The sequence below is a fragment of the Deltaproteobacteria bacterium HGW-Deltaproteobacteria-2 genome (assembly GCA_002840505.1).
Classification (GTDB): Bacteria; Desulfobacterota; Syntrophia; order Syntrophales; family Smithellaceae; genus Smithella.
Window position 1 is genome coordinate 47,479 of sequence record PHBC01000009.1, and the last position, 18,790, is coordinate 66,268.

The following is an 18,790-nucleotide window of genomic DNA, read 5'->3' on the forward strand; positions in this document are numbered from 1 at the left end:
AATTTCAAAATACTCTTATGTTTTAAAAACCTGTCATGAATTTGGATTGTAAAATATTATGTGCGGCATTGTAGGAAAATATTATTTCAATATTAATCAATATGATTCTTCTGATTTGTCCAGGATGATGAAGGTTATATCCCACAGAGGGCCTGATTCTTCAGGCACTTTTACAGATGACGTCATGGCGATTGGTTTTCAACGCCTCAGCATCATAGATGTAAATACCGGTGATCAACCCCTCTATAATGAGACAGGGAAAATAGTTCTTGTTGCCAATGGAGAAATCTATAATTTCAAAGAGCTCCGGGCGACACTTCAATCTATGGGCCATGTCTTCAGAACAAAGACGGATTGTGAAGTGATCATTCATCTTTATGAAGAATACGGGAATAGTTCTGTAAAAAAATTAAACGGCATGTTTGCTTTTTGCCTTTATGATTCCGTGAAGAAAATATTGTTGATGGCACGGGATCGCATGGGAATCAAGCCTCTGTATTTCTATCAAAATGACGATGTTTTGATTTTTTCGTCCGAAATCAAAGGTATTCTCGCTTCGCGTAGAATGTCAGTAAAGCCTGAAGCAAATGTTCTGGATGAATATCTTTGTTTCGGATCTTTGTGCAATGGAAGAACATTTTTCTCCAAGATTGTCAGTCTGGAACCAGGCTGTCTAGTGGAAGTCACGAACAGAGGAATTCATTCCCAAAGATACTGGATCCCGGAAATTGTTGAAAGTACTCTTAGCGAAGCTCAGTACATTGAGAAAATAGAGTCTTCCGTGAATAATTCAGTGCAGCGGCAAATGATGAGCGATGTGCCTCTTGGCAGTCTCCTCAGCGGAGGAGTGGATTCCAGCTGGGTTAGTGTTGTTGCCAATAAATTAGCTCCGGGTATTAAAACATTTACAATCGGTTTCCCGGACCCGGCACATAATGAAATTCCCTATGCGCGTTTCACAGCCGGATCTTACGGATTTGATCATCATGATTTTGTAAGTGATAATAAGGAGTATGCCGATTCGCTGGAACAGACAATATGGCATCATGATGAACCGCTTACTTTTCCGAGTTCCGTACAAAATCGTCTGGTTTGTAGATACGCTCGCGAGTTTGTGAAGGTTGTGTTGACCGGTGAGGGAGCGGATGAATTATTCGGCGGTTATCCGCGTCAATACCTGAGCAAATTACAGAACCAATTCCTGCTGCTGGGGGGTGTAAACCAAAGGGTTATCCTCATGGCTTTAAAATTTTTACCATTTAGGAAGATAAAAACATTAAGGAGATTTCTCGCTTTATCACCTTATGAACTCGTTCTCTGGAATGCGGCATTTACAGAGAAGGAAAGGATTGCCTGGTTATTCGATAAAGATGAGCCGGATATCTCCATCAGATTAGAGCAATTGAACAAAGTCTGGAATAAAAACCTTGATACGATTGACAATCTTCTTTTGTTTGATCAGCAGACATATTTGCGTTCGATTTTAAATATGAAAGATAAAATGAGTATGGCTGAATCAATGGAACTGAGAGTTCCGACTCTTGATAATGAAATGATTTCCATGGCGCACGAGATTCCGGGGGACGTAAAATTGAGAAGATTGCAGACAAAATATTTATTTAAGAAGGCCGCAGTCAGACATATACCGCGGAAGATAGTGTACAAGAAGAAAATAGGATTTACTATTCCGGTCGATAAATGGTTGAGAGACAAAAATGGAGTTGGCAGTTTTCTGGATATGCTGATCGATTCATCGGATAAAATTGAAGGAATCAATAAATCCAAACTAGAAAAAGTGATTTGTGAACATAAAAGCGGAACACAAAACCATCAAAATATTCTCGGCCACTTGATTTATTATGTTATTTGGCGACAGCAATATATAGATACTAAACCTTTGTCAGTAAACTAAGTGGTCTTGTTTCTAAAAATAATTATCTAATATTTATATCAAAAAAGACACAATCATTGTCTGTTCCATATTCAGAAAAAATATGTAATGTATATATTAATTAACGTACATTTATGTTTAAGGGAAAAATGGCATGGGAGATTTGGCAATTAATGGTGGTTTGCCCATACGCAAGAAAAAGTTTCTTCCCTGGCCTTTTTATGATCATGATGAAATAGAAGCTGTTTATCGCGTACTTCAATCGGGAAATGTTAATTACTGGACGGGAGAAGAAGGTTGTTTATTTGAAAGAGAATTTGCCGCAAACACAGGCGTAAATTACGCTGTTGCCTTAATGAATGGTACGGTGGCGCTAGAGGCGGCATTGATGGCGTTGAATATTGGAAAAGATGACGAGGTCATCGTAACGTCGCGTAGTTATATTGCATCGGCAAGTTCTGCGGTTATACGCGGAGCAAAATGTGTCTTTGCCGATGTTGATCGTAACAGCCAGAACATAACGGCGGAGACAATAAAGAAAGTCATAACAATTCGTTCACGCGCAATCATTGCTGTTCATCTGGCCGGTTGGCCCTGTGAAATGGATTCGATAATGGCCCTCGCAAAAGAACGTGGACTTGCGGTAATTGAAGATTGCGCCCAGGCCTGCGGAGCTTTTTATAAAGGTCGTCCTGTGGGGTCATTTGGTGATGCCGCCGCTTTTTCTTTTTGTCAGGATAAAATTATGACCACCGGCGGTGAAGGTGGTATGATTTTAACAAATAATGAAGATATCTGGTCGGAAATATGGTCTTATAAAGACCACGGCAAAAGTTATAAAGCAGTTTACGAAAATAATGATTTTCATCCGGGCCCATCATTTAAATGGCTGCATGAATCATTCGGAACAAACTTGCGTATGACGGAAATGCAAGCCGCAATCGGCAGGATTCAACTTCATAAATTGCCCCAATGGATAGAAAGACGCAGGCGAAATGCCGATATTTTAAACAAAGCTTTTATAAATATTCCGGCATTACGTGTAACTATGCCGCCTGATTATATTGGTCATGCCTACTATAAATATTATGTTTTTATAAATCATGAGAGACTGAAATCCGGTTGGAATAGAGAACGTGTAGCTATTGCAATTAACGCGGAAGGCATTCCCTGTTTCACCGGCAGTTGCAGTGAAATATATCTGGAAAAAGCTTTTGCCGGCACCGGTATGCGGCCGAAGAAACGACTACCGGTTGCCAGAGAGTTAGGCGAAACCGTCATGATGTTTCTTGTTCATCCGACTTTATCCGAAAATGATATGCGCGATACTGTTAAAGCGGTGGAAAAAGTTATGGCCGTTGCCGCTAAATGAATTATTTGTTTTCCCGGTTGTCTCGTTCACGCTTCCATCGGCTGCTCAACTTGCCCAACACCTGATGGAATTTCTTGCCCGGTTCGGGTCGAAGATCATCAACAATTGAAACTTTCAAACGCATTGCCGGATGAAGAATTTTTAAGTTTTCTTCGACCGCTCGCCAGAGAGAATTTGAATATGCCGGTCCCGGGACAACTCTGATTTCAATTAAGTCATTACCTTCCTGAATAATCTGGAAAACACGGATTGCTTCAATCATGCTCCAGTCTTTTTTATCATGAGGTAAAACGGAATTAACGACATTATACATGATTCTTGGTGAAATTTCCCTCCCATCAGGCAGGACGATAAAGTTTTCATTACGACCTTCCGTAAGACGCATAACCGGTCCGTTAAATCCGCATTGACATTTTCCCGTCTCTAACAGAATTCCCCGATCTCCCGTTTCATAACGAATAAAGGGCATAGAATAATTATATAAATTTGTAATAATCAGATGTCCTTCACTGCCCGGCGGAACGGGAATCCCTCGCTGATCAACGGTCTCAATCCACACAGTTGCGGTGTTGGGATGCATAAGTTCCGGATTGGCGGGACATTCCCAGGCAAGATTTCCACCTTCCTCATTATTGTAATAGTCAGCGACGCGGCAACGGAAGACATTTTCCAGCAATTTGCGTACATGAGGGAATAGAAGTTCCGCTCCGCCGGTTATCAACCGGGGCGAAGGAGGTATAATTTCTTTTTCGCGTAAAGCGTTGGCCAGATTCCAATATGCTGACGGACGACCACCCATAATGGTTGGTTTTATACTCATAAGAATCGATATCTGCTCTTCCATGGGAATATCGCGAAAAAGTTTGATTATAGTAATAGGCCCGATTTTCTGGACAATTTTAGTAGAACCATCTTTTCTTTCCGGCCCTACATTTACAAGTGTCATCGGACATGTCAGTGACGTATTTCGTTTATATGCATCAATAATTGTTATCTTGCGAAAAGCTTCTTCCAATCGGTTCTTATAGACTGTTACCGGTGTGCCTGTTGTTCCTGTAGTATGTCTAATTACAAGTTTTTCAGGGGAAACATCACGACTCAAGTATTCGGCAGGTCCTGCCACCATAATATCCAAACGTTTAATAATGGGTAGATGTGTCAGATCTTCAGCTTTTCGAATGACTGCCGGATTTACCCCGGTTTTGTCAAAAGTCCGCCTGTAGAAGGGCACATTTTTATAAGCATGAGAGACAATATACCGGACTGATCTGTCCACATCTTTCTTGTTTTTGCGCGGTAAAAATCTTGTCCATCCGCTGATCACCAGGCTGCTCCTTTGATATTGAACCCGTTCTTCTTTTGCGAAAAGAATATAAAAAAAACAATCCATGTGTCAATGAAATAAAAAGTACAGAATACGAGACGTGAATGAAATAAATAAAAATGGCTGAACTATGGTTTAACATATGATACAAATACCTGAGGCAGGTTATATGGAAAAACATATCCAAGATATAGAGGCACAAAAAACAGGTGGTCCCTTGGTGCTGGAAATACGCGGCAATTCACTGGATGACGGTCCGGGCATAAGAAGCGTCGTGTTCATGAAGGGTTGCCCTCTTTCTTGCGTGTGGTGTCACAATCCTGAGAGCAAGAAACCGGGTCCCGAGTTGTTGTTCGATGCCTCAATATGTGTGTCGTGCGGAACCTGTGCGGAATTGTGCGAGAGCGGCGCGCTTCGCATGAAGAACAAAAAGCTCATCGTTGACCGGTCTAAATGCAACCTCTGCTTCTCGTGCACCGATTTGTGTCCTTCCGGAGCGCTGGAACGCGCCGGTAAATCCATGACTGTTGATAATGTAATCGACGCGGTCATGAAGGACAAACCGTTTTATGACACATCAGGCGGAGGCGTGACTCTTTCGGGTGGCGAGCCGCTCATGTTCATGGATTTTGCGTCAGAACTTCTTACTGGTCTTAAGAAAAAAGGTGTACATACTATCGTTGAAACCTGCGGCATTTTCAAACTCGAACGCTTCATTCAACTTGTTCTGCCGCATGTGGATATGATTTATTTCGACATCAAGCTCATGGATGCCATGCTCTCCGAGCGTTATACCGGCGTGAAAAATGATCTCATTCTGGCAAACTTCCGGTCGCTTCATGAAATTTCACTAAAAAAACATCCTGATTTTCTTTTGCCGAGAACACCACTGATTCCGGGCATTACGGACACAGATGAGAATCTCAGAGCGATTGCCGAATTTCTCTCTTCACTCGGGATAGGAAAAGCTGCTCTTCTCGAGTATAATCCGCTTTGGCATGCCAAATTAAATAAATTAGGAAAAGATGAGCAGGGAACTGGTAAATCACGCGAATGGATGGACAAAAAACACGTGGCTCACTGCAAGGAAATATTCATTTCAGCGGGAATTTCCGTTTGATGCTTTATAGATCAAATTGCTTCCGGAATCTTGAAAGTCCTTCCTTCAGATAGTAGGGGAGTACGCGGATTGTTGCCCTCAACCTCTTTCTTTGCGATAGTCTGATAACTTGCAGGTAGGTAATTGGTTCAACAAAAACGATAGCGAATAATCTGGTCACAGAGATGTTCATTTTGAACCAAAGTGAATTAGGTTTTCTACGGAAAAGTTCCAACAGAAACTTCAACCAATTTGATGGAATGAAGGTGGCGAGCCGAATCAAATTGTTTATGTTAGTCTTATTATATAGCAAGTAGTCTTTGCTCAGATACTCATTGCCCTTTATCAAACCTTTCTCCAGTGCTTGTCTTCGCAGTTCAGTACCAGGATATAGACTTAAGGAGAAAAACTGAGCGTAGAATGGTTTGGGTGTTTCCATGAGGGTTTGTACGGTATTAATCCTGTCTTTGTCAGTTTCGAAAGGATTGTCCAGAATAACATCATAGAAGGCGGCCAGTTCCTGATTTTTGATAACTTGCGCCGCCTTAATGAAGTCCTCTTTGCCGGATTGCCGTTGATAGATATCCTGGCATACATGATCGCTTCCGCTCTGCAGGCCGAGACTAATCCAGGAAAGTCCCGCTGATTTCATCGAGGCGAGTTTGTTCTCGGTAATGAATGTAGGAATGCTCCTGGCGATGAATGGGCGTTTGATTTCCTGCTTATACAAATAACAAAACCGTTCCATCTCTTCGTCGGACATCGACAAAAAGCAATCGTCCTGAAAATTAATGTATTCAATGAACGGGTATTGGGTGATCGCCATTTTCAATTCATCGATAACGCTTGCAAGTTTCCTGAATCTTATTTTTTTTGAATCGTACATCTTTGCCAATGCATTGTTGCAGCAATATGTGCAGGAGAATGGGCATCCTCTTGAACTCATGATCGAATAGGTTGTGCCTGAGTATCGGGCATATTTTCTGAAAGTTTTTGTGTCCAGAGCGGTTATTCTTCCTTTGTGAAGCACGTAACTGTTTTTTGGTATATGTTCACATACGGGAAGTACCGATAGATCAATTATGAGAGGATAAAGGGGGGGGTGAACGACCTGGCCGTTTTTTCGGAAAGCGAGGCTGTTGAGAGACTCCGGACTGGATTCGTTGGCAATTGCGTTGGCGAAATCCACAATGAAATTTTCTCCTTCGCCAATGCATATAAAGTCTGCATATTCTATACAAGTCTCCGGTGCTATCGTGGGATGAATACCTCCCCAGATAATGGGCATTGATGGGTAATGTGACTTCAAAATATTTGTCAATTGTCTGGCGCGATCATACTCAACAGACATCAGGCTTATGCCTATGAACAAAGGAGAAAGTTTATCTACTAGATTACAAATGGTGTTGGACGTTACGTCATTTTGGAACTTCGGTATAAAAAGTATATGTGAAGCAAAGCCATGATCGAGAAGTTGATAGTGGAGGCTTTTTAGGCCTATAACGTCCAAGTCTTCCTGTAGAGAAATCAGTAGAACCTTTCTGTTCATTTTCGGCAAGCCTTTATCTTATTTGATTCGACGCTTAATTGTTTAAATCAATGCTTTATTAAAATCAAATTATTATTCGGGAATATTGGGAAAACTTTATCGTATCGCACTGAGAATGTTGGTTTGCTCCGGCACGGGCAGGTCTCTGGGGCGTGACCGGAAATACCGTGTTTCAGCCTCCACAGGTGTTAGAAACTCCACTTTAGAAAATCCTGCGCGATATAGTTTTTCTTCGATTTCATCGGGTTCGAAATGACTCAGCCATGGTTCACCAAGATTCGTGACGCTCTGGGCAATTATTGAAGGAACGTCGCCCGGCGGCCGCACGAATGTCAACACTACCTCACTGCCTGCCGGAAACATGGCGACAGAGTGGAGCACGGCATCAATGGCGTCTTCTTTCAGATACATCATTACACCCAGCCAGGAGAAAAAAACCGGTTTGTCCATCGAAACGTTATATCTGCGCAGGCCTTCATGCAGCGATTCATGTTCAAAATTAATATCGGCAAACGAAACATTTCCCGGAATTGTAAGTTTCGCCGCGTCAATGTAGGAACGCTTCAGTGATTGCGTGCCCGAATGATCAACTTCGACAATCTTCAATTCTTCTGCCCATGAAGGCTGCCTCAGCGCGAATGTATCGAAACCGGCGCCAAGGATTATATATTGCCTGATTCCGCGCGAAAACGCGGCGGCAAGTCTGTCTTCCGTAAAACGTGAACGCAGAATTATCCTAGTACGCAATGCCAGAACTTCGGGAGTTTGATAATGATCTTTCGTATCTTGAATATTCTTTAATGCTTCAGGGCCAAGAAGCGGCAGTGCGACCGGGTCGTCGAAAAGCAGAGGCTTCGCTTCCAGCAACTGGTGTGCCGCCCGCATATACGCAGTTGCTAATGCTGTAAAGCTTGCTTTATTATCAGACATTCTTAAATTCCTGTTAGATCTTTTTACAGAACTTAATAAAACCAGCAATTATGTCATACCGGCGAAGGCCGGCAGTGTGCCCCTTAGGGTATATCCAGTATTTTTAAGCATTTTCTAGATTCCGGCCTTCGCCAGACGAACAGTGGAGTTTTGCAAAGATCTCCCTTAATGCATCCATGCCTGCAGTTCACCCAATGCGGTTGATTCTTTCAGATAGACTATATCATGCAAGAATGTCAAATGTTGTATTCGTGTTAACAGATTTCGCATGGTCTTTTTTTCAATTGCCTTTCCTGAAATCGATGCGTATGAGGAAACATACCCCCACATGTGCTGAATGGTATTCCTGAGATTTCCTTCAGCGGGCGGACAGCGCAGTAGCGATACCAGTTCCGGATAAATATCATCTATACCCTTGCCGGTTTTTCTCGATGCAACCCAACCGCCCAGGTATTTATATTCGGCATCGTCTCTGGCCATCACGGAATATTGATGCTGCGCCCATAACTGCTGTACGTCTTTAGGTAAAGGAATCCGTCCCTGTTCAATATTTTTATATTTTTCGGAAAGGAGTTTGAATTGTGCGGCTGGTATATCAACAAACACTTCCGGCCATTTCTGAGGTTGAGTTTTCAGCAATACGGGAGTTCTATCAACGTAACCCCTTAATGTCATTTCCGCCGCTAACAATTTATGGCGCTGGCTAAGCGCCCATCCGAAGCCCTGCCAGCGCAGCGTTTCGGGATGCCGGGAGTAACCTTTTTTGTTGTGCTTGATGATAGAAACAATCGCGTGCAGTTCACGGTGTTCACCGAGAAGGCTTTGCCGGTTTAAATAGCCCGGATTGACGTCCCATACTCTCACGTTAGTTTCCTTATGTCATTTCGAAGTCCCGCATGCGCGTGATCATACTTGGCGAAAAAATCTATGTCACTTCGACCAAAGGGAGAAGTCTTAATTTATTATCATCTATAAGATTCTGCATACCGAAACATCGAGATTCGGAATGACAGTTTTTGCTATTGTAACAAAGCCTCGACATCATCTTTGATTTAGGAATGGTATTACTTATAGAAGGTTTATACATTATAGTTTATTTTCTTGCAATGTGGTTCATGCTTTCTTTGAAGACCTCGGGCAATCTTCTTTCCACAGAATGGGCATGGCTCACAGCATGGCAGGGGATGAATAACATGTATTGGATCAATATGGCATGGACAAACACAATCTCCGATATACTTAGGCTTTAACTCTTTTTTTGTTAAACTTGGAATCAGATCTGATTTAATTTTATTCATGTCCATCGCTCTTATGACGTAGTGTAATTAATTTATGAAATACTTTAAAACAAATCCGTTGATTCAGGGTTTAATTATTTAAACCAATGTTTTATTAAAATCAAATATTTATTGTGAACATTAACTAACACCAGTTCTAAATTAAAGATGATATTGAGACGGCAGTGAAACTCGAGTTACAGTTACGCAGTAAACTGGAATTCGTTAGTTGAACTGTCCCGCTTCAGCGGGGCTAGGTAGAGCGCCTGGCATGCGCCGGGGATTTCTTTAATTTAGGACTGGTGTAGGAGACTTTTTGTTCTGACTACTTTAATCTTTTGTGATTCGTCAGCATCAGATTTCAGGACATGAGCGATAATATCGGCGGGCCGGGCCGAACCTTCCTGAATGTGCGGCACGGCAAAAATTATTTTTTTGCCGGCGATATCAAGAATCAGACTTTGCACGAAAGGACGAATATCTTTGATGACGGTTTTGCCTTTGGATATTTTTTGTATTTTGAATTCAGAAGCCTCCAGAAAATTCTTGATGTTTTCTTCCATGGCCTTCAGGCGTGAAGAATCGATAGTGTCGGGAAGGTACAGTTCGTATTCAAAGCCCTTTAACATTTGAGCGATAGCCTTTTCTTCGGCAGAAAGTTTGCTGATTTCTAAAATTTCAATGCCTTCAGGCAGGGCGGAATTTATTTCACTCTTTAGCAAATTCAAATCTGATAGATATTCCTGCGCGGTAATATCCGCGTATTCCTGCCTGCTTCCCATGCCCACGGCAGTGGCTGTGGCAAAGGATATCTTAGGATGCGGATGGTAGCCGAAAGAATAAGCAAGCGTGAGGCTGCTGCGGCGCAAAGCTCGCACTAAAGCTTGGGATAGTTCCAAATGCGATAAAAACCGGGAGTGTCCAATTTTGCTGAAAGTTAAACGATATTTTTTTTCTGCACCGATTGCAATATCAGGAACCGGTGACGATGGCTGAACTGTTTTGATTTCATCTTTTGCCGCAAAAATGTTTTTTGTTGTGGAGAAATCGCATACTCCGCAGTTTTGACAATCGGAAAACCGGCAATCATCTGTCGCTGTATGATTTTCCGATTTTTGTTTTTCTTCCAGCAGAAACTCACGGGTCACGCCGCAGTCAATATTATCCCACGGCAGTCGTTCGTCAATCTTTCGTTCACGGGTGAAATCTTCCGGTTTAATTCCCGCCTCCGTCATCGCTTCCTGCCAGAGGTCGAAACGCAGAATTTCAGTCCAGCCGTCAAAGCGGCAGCCTTTGCGAAAAGCAGCCTCCAGAAGGACGCCCGCACTTTCATTTCCACGTGAAAATATTCCCTCCAGTAAACTCATCTTTGCGTCATGCCATTTGACACTCAGGTTGCGGTTCTTGATTCGTTTACGGATAAAGTCCTGCCGTTCATAAGTTTCTTCCAGGGAAATCTGTCTTTGCCATTGAAAGGGCGTATGCGGTTTGGGAACGAAGGTGGAAAGGCTGATGGTGACCTGCCCGCGATTATTTGCGGCTCGCAGAGCTTCATATCCCAGATTGACAATACCTTCCCAATCTTCCCTGGTTTCATTGGGCAAACCGAGCATAAAGTAGAGTTTAATTGATTTCCAGCCGGCAGCGAATATTTTATCCACGGTGGAGAGTAAATCTTCGGAGGTGTTGCCCTTGTTGATAATCAGGCGCATTTTATCCGTTCCCGCTTCCGGCGCCAGCGTAAAACTGGTTTTCCGTGTTCGTTTGATTTCTTCCATTAATGTTGTGTTGAGAGATTCCACGCGCAATGAAGGAAGCGCCAGCGCTACGCGTCGGGAGTGATAGCGGTTCATCAGATTTTGTACCAGAGGCTCAATGCAACTGTAATCGCCGGAGCTCAAAGATAAAAGGGATATTTCTTCATGGCCTGTTTCTTGAAGCATCCTTTCGGCCATTTCCATCAGCAGGGAAGTGTTTCTTTCGCGGTAAGGACGCCAGAGCATTCCCGCCTGACAGAACCGGCAGCCGCGGGTGCAGCCGCGTGCTATTTCCAGTGTGATGCGGTCGTGAATTGTCTGCATCAGCGGAACAATGGGTCTTACCGGATGTTTCCATAAATTGAGATCAACGACGTTTCTTTTTTTAATGATTTGATCTTTCCCGTGAACAGCTGGAACGTAAATGCCGGGAACCGTCGCCAGCTCTTTTATCAGGTTATTTCGGGAAAGGGAGTTTTTCTTACCTGCGCGAATCGCAGACATGATTTCCCCTACGACTTCTTCTCCCTCGCCGATGACAAAGGCATCAATAAAATCAGCAAGCGGTGCCGGATTAAAACAGCATGGGCCTCCCGCGATTATCAGGGGATGTCCATCTTCGCGCTCTTTGCGGGCAAGCGGTAATCCTCCCAAATCCAGCATGTTCAGCATGTTGGTGTAAGAAAGTTCATACTGTAAGGAAAAACCGACAATATCAAAATCTGTCAGCGACTTCTGACTTTCCAGAGAGGTTAACGGAATATTGCCTTCGCGCAGTTGTTTTTCCCTATCCGGCCAGGGGGCAAAACAACGTTCTGCTGTCACGTAGAAAATTTCGTTGAGAATAGAATATAGAATCTGCAAACCGAGATGAGACATGCCGACTTCGTATGTATCAGGGAAAGCCAGCAAAAAGCGGACTTCCGGTTTATCTTTACGGACAGCGTTTACTTCTGTACCGATGTAACGGCTGGGTTTTTCAGCGCCAAGTAAAAGTTCATCGAAATTATTATTCATAATTTACCCCGTTAGAGACCCAAGACTTCGGCAGAAGCAGAATTCTTTTAACATATATTAATTTAAATGCATCCATCTAAAATTTTAAAGTACCCGTTGCTCTAACGGGGTTTATTTCCCAGTTTATAATCAAGCCGTCAAACTATTCTTCTGAATCGGAGTAAATATGAGGGTGATATTTGTAAGGATTCTTTTTGATATCTTTAAGTATGGACATCGCCATCTTTTTGGGAAAATTGACGGCGGCAAGATACTCCAGAGAATTACTTTTGAATGTGTTGATTAAATCATCGCGAACAGAATCTTCGTTTTCCTTAGGCACAAAAGACCGCTCCAGTTTATGTTCGTAGGCAAGTTCATCGCCCATGGTATTTTTTACCTGGACGTAATCCTGAGCGTCCGTGAAATAAGATTCTTTCAGATAAATTTTCGTTTGAAAAGAAATTTCCACCTTAACCGTGTCGGCGGCTATGGTGCGTGATAAATCAAAAATCTTTAAATTCAATCCATTGGCTAATTTTATTTCTTCAATTAATTTCATTTGTGTCCAGTTTCTAGTTGTTTTATTTAAGAAGGTTGTCCTTATATCAAGTCGCATGTAATCTGCCGCCTGACAGGCGTCAATTCCCGTTAAAGGTAAAGCCTGTTTTTTATTGCGCTCCTTTCAGTTGCGCTTCCGATCAAATGATAATGCGGCTTGGTATTAACATTTTTAAGCTTGACCTGCAACTCTAATCCTTTTATACATAACACGTTGTAAAAATCAACGAAGGTGAAACTGTTTTATGAGCGATGTCAATGCCATTTTACTTTTGTCTTGCGCCGACAGCAAGGGGATTGTCGCCAAAATTTCCGATTTTATTTTTCGTCGCAATGGCAATATTGTCCATGCCGATCAATATACATCCAAAACAGACAAACTTTTCTTTATGCGGATCGAATGGGAACTCAACGGATTCGCTCTTGGCCGTGATGAAATTTCTGCTGCTTTTGCGCCTTTGGCTAGACAATTTAAAATGAAATGGGATTTGCATTTTACGGATTATATGCCGCGGACGGCGATTTTTGTCTCTAAACATCTCCATTGCCTGCATGATCTTATTTTGCGCCGGCATATGGGAGAGTTGGCGTCTGACGTTGAAGCGGTAATCAGTAATCATACAGATGCCCGCGATCTGGTGGAACAATTCGGACTGAAATTTTTCCATTTCCCCATCACGGATAAGAACAAGAAAAAACAGGAAGCTAAAGAATTGAAGCTGATGAGGGAGATGAATATTGATCTGGTTGTTTTAGCGCGTTACATGCAGGTTCTCAGCGGAAATTTCCTTAAATATTATCCTAATAAGATAATCAATATTCATCATTCATTTTTGCCTGCGTTTGCCGGAGGCAATCCTTATCAGCAGGCCTATAACCGAGGTGTGAAAATTATCGGAGCAACCGGCCATTATGTGACGGCGCAACTGGACGAAGGACCCATTATCGCTCAGGACGTGATCAAGATCAGTCACCGTGACGCTGTTGATGCTATTCAGAGAAAGAGTAAGGATTTGGAAAGAATTGTGCTGGCGCGTGCTTTGCGTTTGCATCTGGAAAATAGAATACTGGTTTATGGATCAAAAACTATTGTGTTTGAGTGATTCCGGTTCACCTTGCAAGATACCAGGTAAATAAAAAATGTCTGATTCAAAATTTATCATCCTTTGCCAACCGGATGAATGCAAATCCTGTGGCGCCTGCTGCGGCCTGTATAATTATGTGGACAGTTCCCGCTCGTCTCTTGAGCAGCGGTTGCGTTTGCGGACCAAGCGTTTCCAAAAACTTGTAAAAAATCCGGGCGATGTTGCGCTATACGCCCAAGAAACATTTGCTGCCGAAGATTTTAAAAAGAGATATGAAGTAATTTATTGCTGCGAATACCTTGGTTTTCTCGACAACGAAGAAAAAAAAGTGGGCTGTCTTTTACATCCGGAGCAAAATTCCGGCATCGATTTACGAGCCTGTTCGTTTTACGGACAGGAACTTTGCGCCGGTCATTTTTGTCCCAGCCATCATTTTATTCCGCAGTCTCAATCTAAAATCCTGATAAAAATAATTGATGATTGGTACCTTTACGGTCTCGTTGTGACCGATATTGATCTGGTTACCCAGTATTTTCGTTTAATTGCCGATAGAATCGGCGGGGAACTTAAACCGGAAGAATTCGATAATGTATCTTTAAAAGATATTGCGCTGGAATATTTTAACTGGAAACTTACCTGGCCGTTTCGGTCGCTGGAAACAAACCGGTTAGGTAAATATTATTTTGACGGATCGCAATACATGATCAGCTATATTGACTACGCAAAGTTTGGCCGGGAAGTATCGCCGCTTAATGCTATTTTTTTGAGTCTGTCTTCCTCATTTAAAAATAATGAGGAAATTGATGAGGCGGAAATGATGATCTGGTCGAATATTGAAAATTTCATTTCCACGTATAAGAGAGAAGGGTAATTTTATATTGACATACCGCGATAACTTTAGCTAGTGTAAGCCCAATCCTTTATCAATTGATGTTTATTTAAGGGGATTCAATGAATCAAATATCAAAACAAATTCTTTTCTCCCGTGATGAAATTCAAAAACGGGTAAGAGAAATAGCTTCTCAAATATCACAAGATTACGCCGGACGTGAATTAGTCGTGATCGGTATTCTTAAGGGCGCGTTCGTTTTTATGGCTGATTTAGTTCGGGAGATCAGCGTTCCTTGTAAGGTCGATTTTGTCAGAGTAGCGAGTTATGGCGCAGGTTCTGAAAGTTCAGGTAAAGTAGTGATGACAAAAGATATTGAAACTTCAATTAAAGGCCGGGATATTTTGATTGTCGAAGACATTGTTGACAGTGGTCTAACGCTGCAATATCTTGTTAATTGGCTTAAAGAAAGAAGTCCTCATTCGCTGAAAATTTGCGTTTTCTTAGATAAGCGAAAGAGAAGAAAAGTATCCTTTGAAGCTGACTATGTCGGTTTCACCATTGATGACGGATTTGTGGTAGGTTATGGATTGGATTTCGATGAACAGTTCCGTTTTTTCCCTGACGTTTATATAATTGAGCAGTGAACAAGAGGAGAGGGAATGATAATTCAGTGTAGGCAATGCCGGACAAAATTTAGATTTGATGATAATTTGATGCATGGCACCGGTGTGTGGCTCCGGTGCAGCCGCTGTGGACATGTTTATTTTCAGGAAAATGCTCTAATGAAGCCGGAGAAAGATTTACCGTCAGAACCGGTTAAATCTGCGGAAGAGTCCAAATCGGCCAAAAAGGGCGATGATTTATCAATGGAATCCCAACACTTTGTCTATCGGGATGCAAACGGCGTGCATTCTCTTGATAAAGCCATGAGAACAAAAAAAGAATTAGATGAAGAAATAAATTTGGATATAGAAAAAAGACCGGAAGAAAGCATCAGCATAAAAAATGAAGAAGTTAAACCAAGAGAAGTATTATCTTCAACAAGTTCCGGAAAAAACTGGAAATTAGCCGTTGGGTCTATTTTTGTTATCCTGATAATTTCCGCCGCAATATTCTTTGTCTTTCCGCAATCCGGTGAACAGATTATTAACAATGTTTTAGTATATATCGGCCTTTCAGAGCCGACTCGTCCGGAAATTGCTGTTCCACAGATGGTAAGACTTCAGGACGTACGGCATAGAGTGGTAAACAATTATATTTTAGGACCGATCGGTGTTGTAGAAGGAACTGCTGTAAATAGGGCGGAATATCCTATTTCGCGGATATTGATAAAGGGCGATATCCTTGACGCTTATTCTGTGGTTTTAGGCGAACATACCAGTTATGCGGGCAATATAATGACTGATGAGGAGCTTACAAATTTATCAGAAGAGGAAATTTTATTAAAACTTTCCCGCCAGGAGGGTCTTAATAATTCTAACGATAAAATTATGCCCAACGGACAGATACCTTTCATGGTTGTTTTTACTCACGAGCCGGCAGGAGTAATTAAGTCAACGGTTGTGACGGTGGGTGCGGAACGCCTCCTCTCAGAGTAGACCAATGCGATTGTACTTCCCACTTTACAAGTGGCAAGTGCCGGCAAGGAAGGAATTTCTTGCTGTTTATGCGCTCCCTACGGGATGCGTGCTTCCGGTCTTCGGTTAACTTTATTGGCACAGCCTGCCCCGGCGCAGGCCGGGGGCGTTGGCTTCCTCAACGTATGTATGTCTCGTTGCCTCCTCCTAGCTGCCTCGTTATCCTTTGACCGTGTGTGCAACCGAAGGGAGCACAATGAAAATTGACCTATACCTTAGCGGGAATTGACGCCAGTAGGCGGCAATTTCAAATCGAATGGTATATAAATTAAATTATTTTAACATGAGGGGTAAATAATTGAGATACGAAGGAAATATATTCCGGCCGTTTAGCGAAGCCAACAGTTATCTTCTGCAATGTACTATCGGCTGTTCCCATAATCAATGCACTTTCTGTGGCATGTACAAAGACAAAAAATACAGAAAGCGAAGTCTTCCCGAAATTACGGAAGACATCGCCATGGCCAAAGATTCCTATGGCAATTTGGAAAAAGTTTTTCTTTGTGATGGCGATGCGATTGCTCTGGAAACGGATACTCTTCTGGCAATACTTAAAAAACTTTATCAAACATTCCCATCCCTGCGCCATGTGGGAAGCTACGTCGGACCACAAAGCACCTTGTCCAAATCCATAGAAGAATTAAATGCACTTCGAAATGCCGGTCTGACCAAGGCTTATCTTGGCGTGGAAACTGGTGATGACGAACTTCTGATGAAAGTGAAAAAAGGAGTTGATTCTGACCAGATGCTTAAGGCCGGACAAAATCTGGTCGCGGCCGGAATTAATCTCTCCGCCATGGTACTCCTGGGGCTGGCAGGGAAGGGCGAGGTTTCACGACGGCACGCCCTGGCTACGGCAAAAATATGCAATGAAATGAAACCGCAGTATCTGGCGGCGCTTACGGTGACACCTGTTCCCGGAACTGTATTATATAGTCAGTTAGAACGGGGTAAGTTTAAATTACTGGATCCCTTTGAAACTCTGGAAGAGATGAAACAGATATTTGAGAACATTACCGCCGATAATATGAAGTTTATCGGCACTCATGCCTCCAACTACCTTCCTGTTACCGGTACGCTTCAGAAAGACAAACAAAAAATGATAGCTTTGGTTGACGCTGTTTTGGAAAACAGGGATGAGAATATGCTCCGCCCTGATCATCTAAGGGGGCTGTAATACCAAACCTCGTTCTTCGGCTAACTTTGTTGGTCCCGATTTATCGGGATTGTCGGCATCTTGCCCGGCGTATGCCGGGTCCTCAACGTATGCATAATATGCCTCGTCGCCTCCTCCTAGCCGCCTCGTTATCCTTTGAACGCAATTTGGTATTAAAATAGCTTATAATTGAGAGGCACCTTTTTTCTTCTAAAATGAGTGCAAAGAATATTTATTAAAAAAATGTCTGAAAAAAAGATTGCAGTGATGGGCGGCGAAAATACGGGAAAAAATTTGTTGCAGTGGGAAGAACTCCGCCATGAAGGTCGTTGCGTAGTTACCGGATGCGATGTCCTGCAAGAATGGATGCTTCCATGGTGGTATTCCATTCTCCGGCGCCACAGTCAATTGCCGGTGGTGTTTGTCGACATGGGTATGAGCCGGAAGGGGCGTGCCTGGTGCGGCGAGCGGGGCGAGATCGTATATCCCGGGATTCGATTAAATTTCGCCGAACTGTTCAAGCCCATAGGATTGATCCGCAGTTCCTATGCCGAAAGTATGTGGCTTGATCCGGACTGTGAAGTACTCAAATCGCTGGAAGCAGCGTTCGATGAAACATCGGCAGAGATTGGTGTGGCGCGAGACGTACCGGGCGCTTTCGATCCCATACAGTCTGGCGTGCTGGTGGTACGTCACGGTTCTGCGACGGTGTTGGAGTGGGCGGAACTGTGCAGGAACTGGAGTTGGCTGGATCGCCGCAATATACCTATCTCACACTACGACCAGTCTATTCTTGCTTACCTGTGGCGCCGGAATCCCGGTGCTTTCACCTTGCTACGTGATGAGTGGAATTGGGTTCGGCAAAAAGGACCATCGCCGGTGGCGGCGGTGTACCACTGGTGGGGTATGGCGGGTAAGGAAGAGATCCGGAAACGCATTGCCGCGAGACCGGCAGGCGATTCCTGGAGGGCTCTGGAAGAGGGATTTTTTTCTGTTTTTAGACGCGGCTTATCAAAGGTCCAGAGGAAATTATTTCATTTAAAAATTGCCATACGGAACAAGGCGTCCAATTGGAATTTATAATGTATATTAATACATAAGAATACAAAGAGAAGCAAATAATCGACTTCTTCGTATATTATTTTTCCCCACTTCCGACAAGGCGTATTCGGGGCATTTTACTGAATACGGTATGAAATGTGCAATGTTTTGAAAACATATTTTTTGTTCAGACAAAAATCCGCTTCCTTTCCGACCAGTTGTTTTTTTTATTTTTCAAATTCATATAATATTTCAATCGTAAATAACTAAAAACTGCTGAACT

General features: G+C 42.8%; 15 protein-coding genes. 9 read left to right on the forward strand and 6 right to left on the reverse strand.

Annotated features, from left to right (window positions below):
* Positions 1-58 precede the first annotated feature (58 nt).
* Entirely contained in the window at positions 59-1,912 is a 1,854-nt protein-coding gene (gene asnB, locus CVU62_14475) for an asparagine synthase (glutamine-hydrolyzing) (GenBank protein PKN36526.1), read from the forward strand.
* Between the two features lie 133 nt (positions 1,913-2,045).
* On the forward strand, positions 2,046-3,263 hold the full coding sequence (locus CVU62_14480) for an aminotransferase (protein PKN36527.1): 1,218 nt from the start codon (positions 2,046-2,048) through the stop codon (positions 3,261-3,263).
* A 1-nt stretch (position 3,264) separates the two neighbouring features.
* Here CVU62_14480 and CVU62_14485 read toward each other — a convergent pair whose 3' ends face one another.
* Positions 3,265-4,587 (reverse strand): hypothetical protein, encoded by a 1,323-nt coding sequence (locus CVU62_14485; protein ID PKN36528.1) that lies wholly within the window; start codon positions 4,585-4,587, stop codon positions 3,265-3,267.
* A 169-nt stretch (positions 4,588-4,756) separates the two neighbouring features.
* On the opposite strand from CVU62_14485, the gene CVU62_14490 reads away from it, so the two are divergent.
* Positions 4,757-5,707, forward strand: a complete 951-nt coding sequence (locus CVU62_14490; protein PKN36529.1) for a glycyl-radical enzyme activating protein — start codon at positions 4,757-4,759, stop codon at positions 5,705-5,707.
* A 4-nt stretch (positions 5,708-5,711) separates the two neighbouring features.
* Here CVU62_14490 and CVU62_14495 read toward each other — a convergent pair whose 3' ends face one another.
* The 5 genes from CVU62_14495 to CVU62_14515 form a co-directional block, all read right to left on the reverse strand.
* Positions 5,712-7,235, reverse strand: coding sequence for a hypothetical protein (locus tag CVU62_14495; GenBank protein ID PKN36530.1), 1,524 nt, complete (start codon positions 7,233-7,235; stop codon positions 5,712-5,714).
* A 96-nt stretch (positions 7,236-7,331) separates the two neighbouring features.
* On the reverse strand, positions 7,332-8,165 hold the full coding sequence (locus tag CVU62_14500; protein ID PKN36531.1) for an SAM-dependent methyltransferase: 834 nt from the start codon (positions 8,163-8,165) through the stop codon (positions 7,332-7,334).
* 165 nt (positions 8,166-8,330) lie between these two features.
* A complete protein-coding gene (locus CVU62_14505) occupies positions 8,331-9,029 on the reverse strand; it encodes a hypothetical protein (GenBank protein PKN36532.1) in 699 nt (232 codons plus the stop codon).
* A 706-nt stretch (positions 9,030-9,735) separates the two neighbouring features.
* Positions 9,736-12,216, reverse strand: coding sequence for a B12-binding domain-containing radical SAM protein (locus CVU62_14510; GenBank protein ID PKN36533.1), 2,481 nt, complete (start codon positions 12,214-12,216; stop codon positions 9,736-9,738).
* Between the two features lie 142 nt (positions 12,217-12,358).
* Entirely contained in the window at positions 12,359-12,814 is a 456-nt protein-coding gene (locus tag CVU62_14515) for a hypothetical protein (GenBank protein PKN36534.1), read from the reverse strand.
* Between the two features lie 187 nt (positions 12,815-13,001).
* Between CVU62_14515 and purU the strand changes: the two genes are divergently transcribed.
* From purU to CVU62_14545, 6 genes are all read left to right on the forward strand, one after another.
* Entirely contained in the window at positions 13,002-13,859 is an 858-nt protein-coding gene (gene purU, locus CVU62_14520) for a formyltetrahydrofolate deformylase (GenBank protein ID PKN36535.1), read from the forward strand.
* Positions 13,860-13,896: 37 nt separating this feature from the next.
* The gene (locus CVU62_14525) at positions 13,897-14,712 is read left to right on the forward strand and encodes a hypothetical protein (protein ID PKN36536.1); all 816 of its coding nucleotides are present in this window, start codon (positions 13,897-13,899) and stop codon (positions 14,710-14,712) included.
* A gap of 80 nt (positions 14,713-14,792) precedes the next feature.
* The gene (hpt, locus tag CVU62_14530) at positions 14,793-15,317 is read left to right on the forward strand and encodes a hypoxanthine phosphoribosyltransferase (GenBank protein ID PKN36537.1); all 525 of its coding nucleotides are present in this window, start codon (positions 14,793-14,795) and stop codon (positions 15,315-15,317) included.
* A 15-nt stretch (positions 15,318-15,332) separates the two neighbouring features.
* Positions 15,333-16,271 (forward strand): hypothetical protein, encoded by a 939-nt coding sequence (locus tag CVU62_14535; protein PKN36590.1) that lies wholly within the window; start codon positions 15,333-15,335, stop codon positions 16,269-16,271.
* A 337-nt stretch (positions 16,272-16,608) separates the two neighbouring features.
* Complete coding sequence (locus CVU62_14540; protein PKN36538.1) at positions 16,609-17,487, forward strand: radical SAM protein; 879 nt, start codon at positions 16,609-16,611, stop codon at positions 17,485-17,487.
* 198 nt (positions 17,488-17,685) lie between these two features.
* Positions 17,686-18,549: a hypothetical protein gene (locus CVU62_14545; GenBank protein ID PKN36539.1), complete on the forward strand. Its 864-nt coding sequence runs from the start codon at positions 17,686-17,688 to the stop codon at positions 18,547-18,549.
* Positions 18,550-18,790 lie beyond the last annotated feature (241 nt).

Coding starts and splice junctions, on each gene's coding strand:
- purU (PKN36535.1), top strand. CDS start 13,002: ATGAGCGATGTCAATGCCATTTTACTTTTGTCTTGCGCCGACAGCAAG.
- CVU62_14535 (PKN36590.1), top strand. CDS start 15,333: ATGATAATTCAGTGTAGGCAATGCCGGACAAAATTTAGATTTGATGAT.
- CVU62_14515 (PKN36534.1), bottom strand. CDS start 12,814: ATGCGACTTGATATAAGGACAACCTTCTTAAATAAAACAACTAGAAAC.
- CVU62_14510 (PKN36533.1), bottom strand. CDS start 12,216: ATGAATAATAATTTCGATGAACTTTTACTTGGCGCTGAAAAACCCAGC.
- asnB (PKN36526.1), top strand. CDS start 59: ATGTGCGGCATTGTAGGAAAATATTATTTCAATATTAATCAATATGAT.
- CVU62_14490 (PKN36529.1), top strand. CDS start 4,757: ATGGAAAAACATATCCAAGATATAGAGGCACAAAAAACAGGTGGTCCC.
- hpt (PKN36537.1), top strand. CDS start 14,793: ATGAATCAAATATCAAAACAAATTCTTTTCTCCCGTGATGAAATTCAA.
- CVU62_14480 (PKN36527.1), top strand. CDS start 2,046: ATGGGAGATTTGGCAATTAATGGTGGTTTGCCCATACGCAAGAAAAAG.
- CVU62_14525 (PKN36536.1), top strand. CDS start 13,897: ATGTCTGATTCAAAATTTATCATCCTTTGCCAACCGGATGAATGCAAA.
- CVU62_14495 (PKN36530.1), bottom strand. CDS start 7,235: ATGAACAGAAAGGTTCTACTGATTTCTCTACAGGAAGACTTGGACGTT.
- CVU62_14500 (PKN36531.1), bottom strand. CDS start 8,165: ATGTCTGATAATAAAGCAAGCTTTACAGCATTAGCAACTGCGTATATG.